Origin of the sequence: Microcoleus sp. Pol12A5 (assembly GCF_036701435.1) — a bacterium.
Classification (GTDB): domain Bacteria; phylum Cyanobacteriota; class Cyanobacteriia; order Cyanobacteriales; family Microcoleaceae; genus Microcoleus.
Genome location: NZ_JAUBQU010000149.1, coordinates 1 through 12,878 on the forward strand (window position 1 = coordinate 1; position 12,878 = coordinate 12,878).

Consider the following 12,878-nt stretch of genomic DNA (forward strand, 5'->3'; position numbering starts at 1 on the left):
GACCCCATCTTTTTTTACCATAAATCGGTCTAAACCCCGTCAGCTAGGGGTTTAGACAGTGTTGTCACCCCGTCAGGTAACCAAAGCTAGTGGCAGATTTATTTTAGCTACTAATGTGCTGGATGCGTCACAATTAAATCCTGATGAAATGATTGTGAAATATAAGGAACAGCAGGCAGCATAGAGAGGGTTTGGGTTTTTGAAAGACTCCCTTTTTTTTACGGATAGCGTGTTTCTGAAGTCGCCGGAAAGAATCGAGGCTTTAACTTTGGTAATGGGTGTGTGTTTGTTTGTTTATACTTTAGATCAAAGGCTACTCCGGCAAAACTTACAGCTCACAAATTAAACAGTAAAAAATCAGTTGGGCAAAAGAACCAATCGACCTATTCTAAGCTGGATATTCCCAAGTTTTCAGTCGATTTATGGCGTTTGTATTCAAGGGATTCAACAAATTTATAATTTGACAGCCGAACGGGTGGCGATATTAAATTTGTTGCCAGTCACCTGTCGGTCTTATTGTTTTTTGTTGTGAAATGAAGTGGATTATTAATTGGCACAACCGACTTAGATTTAAGTAATTTTAGATAGATCCGTGATGTATAATTATCATATTGCCGACGATATGTGCTGGGAATTAATAGTGGGCAAGGGTCGGATTTTTGACATTTAATGGGTTAAGAATATTTAACTGATGTCCGAGTATCAATTTTCAGGAATTCCTAACTGGGTGATGCGATCGTTGCACAGATTTTTCAGTGTTTTTACTCACGCTCGATCTCGGATGATTCACTTTTACCCCCTCAATCCGCCTACGCTGCCCCTTGGGGGTGGGGAATGTGGGTTCTAATGCCCAAACAGTCAGTGAGCCCGAAAGCATAATTTTAGTCAACAGTCAACACTCAACAATCATATCGCTCGTGCAACCGGAATTGATATCAAATCACCTTTGTGTCCAGGAGTGCGATCGACAATAATCCAAGATTTTGCTTGACACTACTCTGAACTCCAGATATTATTTTAGTAACAAAAATTACTTAAACAAGCCACTCTACTGACAAACTACTGATGACAAAATACTAACAGTCTATTTACGTAAAAAAAAATAAGGCAAAAAAAACGACATTAGTTGATAGCTAATACATAATCATCTCAAATTTAGGTGCATCTAGATGGGAAAGATAATTATTAACGAATTCCGCCGCAACGGGCAATTCCAGGGGAATGAGTATGTTGAACTGCTGTTGACCGAAGATCTAACAACGGCTCAAATTCAAAGTTTTTTTGTAGGCGATTCAAGCGGTGACACAGCACAGAAATTTTCTGCTTATCAGTTCAGGAACATGGCGAGTATTGCTCCTATATTCAAGGCAGGAACAATAATTGCGATTGGCGGTTCAGGTGTCATTCCTACAAATGATATTACGTACAACCCCGTTAACGCCGGAAATGATGCTGATTGGAATATTCAACTGCTGATAAATAACGGTGCTGGCGGTACTTATCTCAATAATGTCTTATTCGGAACTAACGCTTTCGGCGGGGATTTTGCAGCCTCAGATATTGTTTGGGTAGATACTAGCAGTGCGGGAATTACTTCTGTTGATTCCCTCGCGTGGAGAACTTTGGGGACACACGGAGCCTTTGGGAGTGCAGCTAAGGTACAAATTTTAGCACCAAGCAATGGGGGTAATGTCGAGTTTTCGAGCGATATTGGCGGAATCAACAGAACTGCTAATTATGCTCTAAATAGTCCCGGCTCCTTGGGTTTGCCCAACGGCGGAATTAACACTATTTATATTAACAGTCTCCGCAACCGGGAGGTTAACATTGCTCCGACTTGGACAGATCCTAATGTAAATCCGCCGATCGCAATTAATGAAGATATAACCAGTCAAGCTAACACAGGCTTTAGTATTTTTAACCTCACTAGCGAGTTAGGAAGTGACGCTAATGGCTATCCTTTGGGTGTCGCAGTCACCGCTGCAGATAATAGTAACGGTAACTGGCAATTTTCAACTGACGGCAATACTTGGAAAGATCTCGGTGTAGTGTCGGAAAGTGCAGCAACCGTACTCGGTCCGACTCCTCTTTATAATGGCTTACTTGGTAACACTCCCACTGCTCAAAATTGGCTGTCTTTGACTAACTTAAATCTTGCTTCTCCTACCGTGACAGCTTCGGAATTTTTTAACGGTAATGGAGTTAATTTAAACAGCACTGCTGCCAATAGCATTTATGCTGGCTATACAAATAATCTTTTAAATCCCTCATTTCCCCCGCTCGATCGCACTACAGGCTTTAGCTTGTCTTTTAATCTCCAAATTATCTCGGAATCCCGCACTAATCAAAATCGGGCGGGTTTTAGCATTGTTGCCGTTACTAGCGATCGCAAAGCCATTGAAATCGGTTTCCAGCAGCTATCTGCAACTTCTGGCAATATCTTTGCACAAGGCGACGGCATAACTCCCAACCCAGGCGGACAAACCAACGGCTTATTTGTTGCAGCAGAGAATGTTCCTTATAACACCAATATTGCTACTAACTACACTCTCAGAGTTCAAGGTGACAATTACTTTCTTTCCGATGGCAGCGATATCATACTAACCGGCCCGCTGCGCGATTATTCAGGATTTAGCGACCAGACCGATCCTTACGAAACTCCTAATTTTCTATTCCTCGGTGATGACACAACCTCAGCCCAAGCTAACATCAACCTGACGCGGGTTTCCCTGGAAACGCCTGCGAAAGTTCGCTTTGTACCGAACCCAGACTATTACACTACCCCTGGAAGCGAACCAACAATTACTTTTCGGGCGTGGGATGGAAGTAACAGAGTGGGTAACGGTACTGCGGGCGTCAATGCTTCAGTTACTGGTGGAACAACGCCGTTTAGCACTAATCGTTTAACAAGTTCGATCGCAGTTAATCCTGTCAACGATGCACCTTCGTTTGTCAAAGGAGGCGATCGCACTCTCAGCAGCAATTCGGGGCCACAAACCATCCCCGGATGGGCGGCTGCGATTTCTCCAGGCCCGGCCAACGAATCGGGACAAACTCTGGCTTTTGAAGTGGTAGGGAATGATAATGCTGCTTTGTTTAGTGTACCACCGGCGATCGACTCGGTGGGGACGCTAACCTTTACACCGGTGCCGGGGGCGATCGGCAGTGCTAATATCACTCTAAACCTGAGAGATAATGGCGGTATAGAGAACGAAGGGCTCGATACTTCTGACACCCAAGCGTTCATTATTAATCTCACCAATCCAGGCACATTTAACTTCAGTAACGCCAATTACAGAGTTAATGAAAACGATCAATTTGCCACAATTACTGTTACTCGTACTGATGCTACTAATGTGGCTGCTGTCAGTTACACTACAAGTAATGGCACTGCTAATGCTGGCAGCGATTATAACCAGATATCGGGAACATTAAGTTTTGGCATTGGCGAAACCACTCAAAGTTTCACGATTCCAATTGTTGATGATTTGGTAATAGAAGAGGATGAAACTGTTAATGTAACTCTGAATAATCCCACTAACGGAGCCGATTTAGGAGCGATTTCTAGTGCTATTTTGACTATTGTAGATACAACTCCGACTCCGACTCCGACACCTGCGGAAACTCCGACGCCAATTCCGACTCCGACACCTGCGGAAACTCCAATTCCCACACCGACGCCAATTCCGACTCCGACACCTGCGGAAACTCCAATTCCCACACCGACGCCAATTCCGACTCCGACACCGGGGGAAACTCCGACGCCAATTCCGACGCCGACACCGGGGGAAACTCCAATTCCCACACCGACGCCAATTCCGACTCCGACATCTGCGGAAACTCCAATTCCCACACCGACGCCGACGCCTGGGGAAACTCCAATTCCCACACCGACGCCGACGCCTGGGGAAACTCCAATTCCCACACCGACGCCGACACCTGGGGAAACTCCAATTCCCACACCGACGCCAATTCCGACTCCGACACCTGGGGAAACTCCGACGCCTGGGAAAACTCCGACACCAATTCCGACTCCGACACCTGGGGAAACTCCAATTCCGACGGCTAAAACTGGTGAAACGCCGATCGCCAATCAGAATTCGATCGCCCCAACCACATCTCCAACAGCCGAAACCCCTACACCTGCGGTAATTCCTGCTGCTTCGGAAGACTGTATGTGCGATCGAATAACTTTACCCGATCGCACTTCCATTCCCGGCCCCAATATCCCTGAAAATATCCTCAACGGTACTGACGGTAAAGATACTCTAACCGGCAGCGATATTAATGACATCATCAACGGTTTCAACGGCAGCGACTTGCTAAATGGCTTATTCGGCAACGACAATATTTACGGTGGCCTTGCTAGCCCAGTTACTGTTGGCGCGGATGCCGACAGCGACACCATATTTGGCAACAAAAATAACGACTATCTCGTCGGCAACGCTGGGAATGACATTATTTATGCGGGTAAAGATCGTGATGTGGCGATCGCAGGCAAAGATAATGACGTAGTTTGGGGCGACACAGGCAACGATACCCTACTTGGCGACGAAGGTAATGACAGTTTATTTGGTGGCATTTCTGATACGTCTGACGGTGACTTGACAGGAAAAGATTTGCTTTTTGGCAATAAGGGCAACGACGTTTTATACGGACAAGAAAGCGAAGATACTCTAAGCGGCGGCGAGGACAATGATACCTTACATGGCGGCAAAGATAACGATATAATTTGTGGCGATTTGGGAAATGATTTGCTATTTGGAGATTTGGGAAATGACAGCATCTGCGGTGGCGAGGGCGAGGATACGATTTTCGGAGATATTGACAATATCGCGGCGGATGCTAGCAGTCAACAAGATTATTTGTGCGGCGGCAGTGGCAATGATTTAATTTTTGGTAATCAAGATGCCGATCAATTGTGCGGCGGTGACGGTAGCGATACTCTGTACGGTGGTAAGGGTGATGATACTTTGATTGGAGGAATGGGCAACGACTGGTTGATGGGAGACTTCGGAAACGATACGCTGCAAGGGGGAAGCGGGCGCGATTACTTTTTCTTGACTGCGGGTGAAGGCCCCGATGTAATCACTGATTTTACGCAAGGTGAAGATTTATTAATTTTAACGGGAGGGTTAACAGTCGATCTACTCAGCATAGTTGAAGAAAACACTACAACTTTTATCAAAATTGCCAACACCAATCAAATCTTAGCTAGCCTCAAGGGTGTGCCAGCTAATCTCATCACTCAAGAGGATTTTACAGTAATTCGGTTCCCTGGTTTGTAGATAATATCGCATCCGGTTGTATCACAGTAATAACTAATAAGTCGTAATATTAAATGAACCGATTTTGTCCTGTCTGATGCGAAGGAAAGGAAAGAAGAAGAGGCAGTCCTTATTTGGCCCTTTAGCCTACAGAATTTGTAGATAAGACGACGGCTGAAACCGCGTCGTCTACACAAACTTTAATCTGCGCAAAATATTCGCTTTGACGAACGCCCTTCACGGACTAAAGAATTAATGGGATATCAAAGCCTGATTTGGTATTAGGTAAATAAATAACTGAAATCCTTACTACAAATCGCAGTCCTTGTAGGAACGACTTTTACCAATAATCTTTCCTTCCTATCGCTCTATGAGACACAACTTAAATCGTTCGTATAGCGTCGGCGAATAGTCCTATCACATTGATCCTATCTACAATTAACCGCCACCCTGCCTTCAGAAGGCAGGCTATGGCGATCGGGAGGAGTATGGAATCAAACACAATATTGCTACTACATTTGGGGTTAAGTTGAAACTAATGGTGCGAAATACGCACCCTAAAGTTTTTCGTTTTCCGGCTATGACTATTCTTTAAACTGTCAGGATTTTCGGTTCCAAAGTTGCCACTAATTTGAGATTGTACTCGTATTCAAAAAACGGCTTTTTATAATCTAAACTCCACAGCTCTAGAGCGCAGTCGTCTTCGGAATTGAGCGGTTGTAGTCGCAAGTGAAACTCTCTAACTTCCGGGCGGTGTTGGCATTTAAAATCAGAAATAGCGCCTATTTGTCGCCTATCTAAAGCCACAGCCAGGCGCAGGAAAGGATGCAATTTACTGACTAATTCTCGGTAATGTTTAGGAAGAATGATAAAATTTTCGTGCTTCTTTTTAGGAGGATTCTTCCGGTGATAGCGAGCCAAATTGGCAATTACTTCAATCTCTGTTTCAGTGTAGCCCAATAACTCACCATTGCGAATTAAATAGTAAGAATGCTTGTGGTGCGCTGAATGACTGACGTACAAACCGCAGTTGTGCAGAATCGCGGCAGCCCACAGCAACTCGCGTTCTTCGGTTCCCCAATTGTGTAAAATCCCTTGAGTTTGGTCGAAGAAATTGAGCGCAAATGCTGCGGTTCTTTCGCTTTGTTCTAAATTGACTTGATATTTGTCAGCCATGTGCAGAATGCTGCGCTGGCGGATTGACCCTTGATAGCGCAAGCGGTTTTCAATTAAACCGTGAGTCAGCATCCAGTCAACAATTACGCCTTCTCTCAGAGAGCGATCGCACACAGTCAGCGATTCAATTCCTAATAGTGTCATAGCTTCTTGCAAAATCAAAGCGCCTGCCAGAATAATTTCTGCCCGCTTGTCCGACATTCCTGGAATTGCCAGCCTTTCCGAGTAAGAAAGTTTGCGAAAACGATTGACTAAATCACGTAAATCTTTTAAACTTAACTGATATCCGGCTAGGGGACTCGGCACTGTTCCCCACTTTTCGCGAGCGTTAATAACAGCCAAAGTTTCGATGGTTCCAGCAGTGCCAATCAAGCGCAAAGGTTCGCCATCATGGAATTGGGAGCGCAATTCGTCGATCGGTCTTTCCAGCGAAATCCGAATATAAGCTTGCAAATAAGCAAACTCCTCCCTGCTTATCGGGTCAGTTTTGACAAATTGTCCTGTTAAGCGAACAGCACCTATTTTGGTACTGGTGAGACAGCGAGGCTCAGAACTGTCTCCTAAAATCAACTCCGTAGAACCGCCACCAATATCAATAATCACCTGCGATTGATTGTTAAACTCCATACCCGAAAGAACACCGAGATAAATTCTCCGCGCTTCTTCCTGACCGGAAATCAAACTAACATTCAGGTTTAATTCGTCAGCAACTTGTTTGAGAAAATCCCGCCCGTTAGGGGCTTCCCGAACTGCACTGGTAGCCACAGCAATAATTTGTTCGGCATTGAAAGTTTTAGCAATATCTTGAAAGCGGCGCAGAGTGGCGATCGCCCTTTCCATAACCTCGGACTTCAAGCACCCTGTTTTTGCCTCGCAATCGCCCAACCTAACCGTATCTTTTTCTCTAGCAATAATCGTAAACGCGGGCAATTTCGGATCGATCCGTGCCACCACCATGTGAAAGGAGTTAGTACCCATATCAATAGCAGCAATAATACGATTTGACTCCGTAGAAGCAAGTGAATTAACCATTGGAGTATCGGGGTTGATAGATATTTATGATTATTTCACGAATCCAGTGAGGCATTCTATTAAATTAGAAAAAATCTGGAACTGCTGGCTGGCAAAGACTTCCACCTGTTTGAAATTTCGACAGACGTGCGATCGGCAGCAGAGATAGTAAGTGATTGTGCCTAAAATTTGATAAAATTTACAGTTAAAAATATCAAATCTAGAATTGAAATGCTTAAAGAGCCCGATCGCCAACCCGAATCCACATTGCTAACCGTCGTGAGGCTGTTGAGATGGGACAAGCCAGCAGGAAGGCTGATTTTAATGATTCCAGCCCTCTGGGCCGTTTTTTTAGCAGCCCACGGGAGGCCGCCGACAGCATTGGTGGGCGTGATTGTGTTGGGTACCTTAGCCACAAGTGCGGCTGGATGCGTCATCAACGACTTGTGGGATCGCGATATCGATCCCGAAGTAGAAAGAACGCGATCGCGCCCCCTAGCATCCCGCGCCCTCACCGTGCGAACTGGAATCGGAGTTGCTTTAATTTCCTTTGCTTGTGCGGCAATTCTCGCTTTTTATCTCAATCCTTTAAGTTTCTGGCTATGCGTCGCCGCCGTACCAGTAATTATCTGCTATCCGCTAGCAAAAAGATTCTTCCCAGTGCCACAATTAGTGTTATCAATTGCCTGGGGTTTTGCAGTTTTAATTAGTTGGAGCGCCGCCGTTGGAACACTTGAATTAGCGACTTGGTTGCTGTGGGGTGCAGTCGTAGTGTGGACGATGGGATTTGATACAGTTTATGCGATGAGCGATCGGGAAGACGACCTGCGTTTGGGGGTTAATTCCAGCGCGATATTTTTCGGAGATAATGCCGCTAATGCTGTGGGTTTTTTCTTTATAAGTACAGTCGGTTTATTGACAGCAGTGGGCGTTAATCTGCACTTGCACATTGGTTTTTGGATGGCAATTAGTGCGGCGGCGATTTTGTGGTTTTTGCAGTACAGTCAACTGCGGAATGCGGATATTCCTAAGCTGGTTTACGGTCAAATCTTTCGCCAAAATGTTTGGGTGGGGTTTGTAATATTGGCAGGGATGATTGTTGGGGAGATTTTTTAATTTATTGTAGGGCTTGTCCCGCAGAAAATGGGTGTGAAACTCGAATGATTGAAGTTTGACACAAGACCTTCCGAGCGCTTTAAGCATGAAAGCCTGTGTCTCTTTGCTTTGTATCGAAGTCTCCAACGGCTGCACTATCCTGAAAAAGGGGGATGTGCGATCGCTCTTCTCCCTTTTTCTGGATTATTATACATAAATATACTTAGTGATTAATCCAATTGAATTAAACTTTTTGGAGATATTAGTGATGTGCTGGCTTATAAAAACTGATATTATTTTTGTGTATTAGACGAAATTATACCGGATTATTGGAGTATAAAAAACTACGTCTTTTTGTCTGCAGGTATGGAAATTGGTTGCAGGCAACACTTTCACCGGAAGAAAATAAATGTCTAACGGTGCCATTTCTTACTCGTTATTAAACACTCAGTGTAAAGTTTCATTACAAAACGCATAAAAAATCCGGCGCACTTCTGATAGATACATAGCGGCGGAAGGTTAAGCGGGTTTAACGATTTTCTAAACTTTTGCTCATTAAGTTGAATTCCCGTGTCGTTACGCGGGTTTGCGGCACTTGCTGGGCTGTGTCGGCTGATTTTTTCCATAGAAATTTATCAATCAAGGTGCATCATGTCTAATATATCGATCGGCAATCTGAACGACAACTATTTCTCCATCGACTTCGCAGGTAAAACTGACCCCACAGACACCTATCGTTTTAATCGGCTGAATACAGGCAGCTTCCGAGTTACCGCTGAAGGATTTAGTTCCATTGTCGGGATGCAACTCCTCGACAGTCAGGGAAAAGTCGTCAAAGACATCGAAACCAACGGCACAAATTCGGGAACTTTTAGCATCGATAACTTGGGTGCAACCAATTATGCCCTTAAAATTTCTGCACCCTCCCGCGATACAAATTATCAAGTTAGTTTAACCCCAGATGGCAAAGTTGACCCGCTGACAGGTTTAGGGGTTGAATCCGGCTTTTTCGCTACAGATTCAACGGGTCAAGTTGGCTTTGACTGGCTGCACGACGGCGGCAATTATCAAGGTGAAGTTGCCATTTTCAGCGTGCTGGGAATGGAGAAATTCACCCCTGGTTCTCAGGAATTTATCAAAGAAGCAGCAAGACGATCCCTGACCAATTCTACCTTTGGTCACGTAGTAATTTCTGACCCCACAGAAGGTGCAAATCCGCTATTTAACGGCAGTTTAGGAGAGGCAAATTATAACGCAGGGCAGTACAGCGGCGCGAAAACATTTCCGATGAAACCTGGAGAGGTTTTTGCGGTGATGCTGGTACCAAATGGTACGGTGCAAGATTTGTTTAAGAATCCCGGTGCCGGCGGTGACAAACGCCCAGTGTTGTCATTATCTAGCACTAATCCAGATGATGCTTGGTTGTACGGTCAAGTAGCAGATGTCACTGGCAACGGCAAGGCCTTTGCAATGGAAGATCAGCGCGTCGATCAGGGTTCAGATAAAGATTACAATGATTTGGTTTTCAATTTAACAGGCGCGACGGGGAAAGCACCGGCAATAGAGAAAGTTATCGATCCAAGTAAGGATTGGACTAAACTTGATGGCGGCAAGAAATTGATCGATTATGTCAAATCAAAGCAGCCGGTGGTGGAACCTCCTGTTGCTGTAACGCCACCGATTGAGACAAAACCGCCTGTGGCTGTCGCGCCTCCTGTGGAAACGCCACCGATTGAGACAAAACCACCTGTGGCTGTCGCGCCTCCTGTGGAAACGCCACCGATTGAGACAAAACCGCCTGTTGCTGTCGCGCCACCTGTGGAAACGCCGCCTGTGGAGACAAAACCGCCTGTTGCTGTCGCGCCGCCTGTGGAAACGCCGCCTGTGGAGACAACGCCACCTGTTGCTGTCGCGCCGCCTGTGGAAACGCCGCCTGTGGAGACAACGCCACCTGTGGAGACAAAACCACCTGTGGCTGTAGCGCCACCGATTGAGACAACGCCGCCTGTGGTAACGCTGCCTGTGGCAACGCCGCCTGTTGCGACAACGCCACCTGTAGCAACGCTGCCGATCGCCCCTCCAACACCACCCGTGCAACCGCCTACGATCGCCCCGGAACCGCCTATAGTTGGACTTGAGCCGATCGATGATATGCCGCAGCCGATCGACCCCGAACCGCCTCTTGAACCCGATTTACCGATTAGTTCGCCGCCAGAAAATCGCGCCTTTATCGGCATCATCGATACTGGGTTTGCGCCGAACAATCCCGATTTGGATTACTCTAAAGTGACTATGGGGCGCGATCGCATTGACAAAGACAGCAATCCTTTGTTTACTGCTGGCACTGGTAACGAACACGGCACATTTAGCTGGGGTTTAGTGAGTGCAATTCAAGGCAACGATAAAGGTATTGATGGCTACAACGATAAGGCGAATGTTTATCTAAGTCGGGCAATTGGTTCTGGGGAATGGGATTTAGCTTTAACTGATTTTGTGGGTGAGGCTAAGGCACAAAAGAAGAAGAATGCGATCGCACTTCTTCCCCTCGATTTAACTCAGAAAAATGCTGATGGCAGCATTACCACTCGTTACGAATTTACGAACCGAGAACGTGCGGCTTTGGAAAATGCGCGTCAGAGTGGAGTGCTGTTAGTTGTGGCGGCTGGAAATGATGGCGGCGTGATGTCTGTTTTGGGTCAATCTTCCCAGGAGTTTGAGAATATTCTGACGGTTGGTTCGTCTGATGGATTTGGGCGATCGGATTATTCCAGCTACGGCTACGGTTTGGATATTTTAGTGCCCGGAGGTGCGATCGACAATCCGACTTTATCGACTGTTGGCGATGATTTAGGCACGATGGCGGGAACTTCGGCATCTGCGGCTAAGGCGGCGGGGATGGCGTCTAAGGTTTGGGAGAGTAATCCCGATTTGAATCCTACCCAAGTGATTGACATTTTGACCGGAAGTGCGATCGATTTGAAGGAGCCCGGATGGGATGAAGAAACGGGTTTTGGGGTGGTGAATTTGAATAAAGCTGTGGCAATCGCGAAGGAAACAGCGCCGCAAGCTTATATTCCGACACCTTTCTCGAATCCGACAACTTGGGGTTTAGAAGGACAAGTTAGCCCCTGGGAACGGGCGGTTAATTTGAGTGGTGTGACGGATGGAGGTAAAATTGCTGTCCAGATTAACGGTGGTGTTAATATTCGTCCCACTGCTGATACTTCCAGTGCTTCTGTCGGTAAAGTCAGTCCTGGGACACAACTGGAATTTGACTACCAGACTCAAGGTGAATTAATCAACGATCCTAATGGTGAAGGTAGCAGTGATGTCTGGTATCACCTGGCAGATGGTAGCGGTTTTGTATCTGGTTTGTACGTCACCAATGTCCAAGATATCCCATCTACACCGCCGATAGACAATCCGGTGCAGCCGCCGATAGACAATCCCGTACAACCGCCAATTGACAATCCCTTACAGCCACCAATTGACAATCCCGTGCAGCCGGCGCCTAATTCAATTTCTCTGAACGGGCGCACCATTGGTGGCAATTTCTATCCTGTTTTCCAGAATTCTAAAGGAACGCTGGGTAATCCGACTTCTGATGTCCTCACTTCTGGTGGTGTCAGCTATCAACTATTTGACAAAGGGTCGATCGTCAGCAGTAAAAATGGAACTTTCCCCCTTTATGGTGCTATCCGTCAAGCATTCTTGAATACAGGTGGATTGGATGGCTGGTTGGGCGCTCCGAAGAGTGGGGAAAAGGGGTTGGGGAATGGGAATCTTATTCAATACTTTGAGAAGGGCTATATCTACTGGAATGGAGGTAAGGCGACGGCTTACAAAGAAGGGACTGGTTTGCCATCTGTACCTGTTCCACCTAATCAGCCAATCTCTGGCAAAGGTAATACAATTCGCACAGGTGAAGGAGGAAATTTCTTTCCCGGTATACTTTCAAGCATTGAGAAAGACTACAATGCCATTCGCAAAAACTATGAGGATTCTCTGCCTGTATCAGGTAAAGGCTTTGAACCATTGGGTCAATTCCGTCCCAGTGATTTTGATGATCATTGGTGGGATTTAAATACCGGAAGTATCAATCTCTACAAGCCAGATAACAATAGTATGACGGCTGATTCAGTTCACAAGGAGCTTAATAAACTTGTTCCGAATGAAACTGTTAGTCAAATCTACCAAGCTTTATCAGATAAAGCTCTTGGTGGTGTAAAGACGACAGCTTCTTCTGGCTACGTATATTCCTCTTCTGTCACTCTAGGCAGAGTATAATAGGACAAAATCTCTCAAACCTGAGCTGGGTCTATGGTTAAG

General features: G+C 45.9%; 4 protein-coding genes and 1 pseudogene. 4 read left to right on the top strand and 1 reads right to left on the bottom strand.

What is annotated here, in order from left to right:
- Positions 1 to 79 precede the first annotated feature (79 nt).
- Together QUA45_RS29280 and QUA45_RS25310 are read left to right on the top strand one after the other, a co-directional pair.
- Positions 80 to 532 (top strand): annotated as a pseudogene (locus QUA45_RS29280) (IS1634 family transposase); the annotation flags it as partial.
- 637 nt (positions 533 to 1,169) lie between these two features.
- A complete protein-coding gene (locus tag QUA45_RS25310) occupies positions 1,170 to 5,288 on the top strand; it encodes a choice-of-anchor Y domain-containing protein (protein ID WP_333222483.1) in 4,119 nt (1,372 codons plus the stop codon).
- 570 nt (positions 5,289 to 5,858) lie between these two features.
- On the opposite strand, the gene QUA45_RS25315 is transcribed toward QUA45_RS25310, so the two are convergent.
- Positions 5,859 to 7,475 carry a Ppx/GppA phosphatase family protein gene (locus tag QUA45_RS25315; protein ID WP_333096628.1) on the bottom strand — a complete coding sequence of 539 codons (1,617 nt, stop codon included), beginning with the start codon at positions 7,473 to 7,475 and terminating at the stop codon, positions 5,859 to 5,861.
- Between the two features lie 210 nt (positions 7,476 to 7,685).
- Here QUA45_RS25315 and QUA45_RS25320 point away from each other — a divergent pair, with 210 nt between their 5' ends.
- On the top strand, positions 7,686 to 8,570 hold the full coding sequence (locus QUA45_RS25320) for a 4-hydroxybenzoate solanesyltransferase (RefSeq protein ID WP_333096629.1): 885 nt from the start codon (positions 7,686 to 7,688) through the stop codon (positions 8,568 to 8,570).
- 630 nt (positions 8,571 to 9,200) lie between these two features.
- A complete protein-coding gene (locus QUA45_RS25325) occupies positions 9,201 to 12,836 on the top strand; it encodes a S8 family serine peptidase (RefSeq protein WP_333222485.1) in 3,636 nt (1,211 codons plus the stop codon).
- The last annotated feature ends 42 nt before the right edge of the window (positions 12,837 to 12,878 follow it).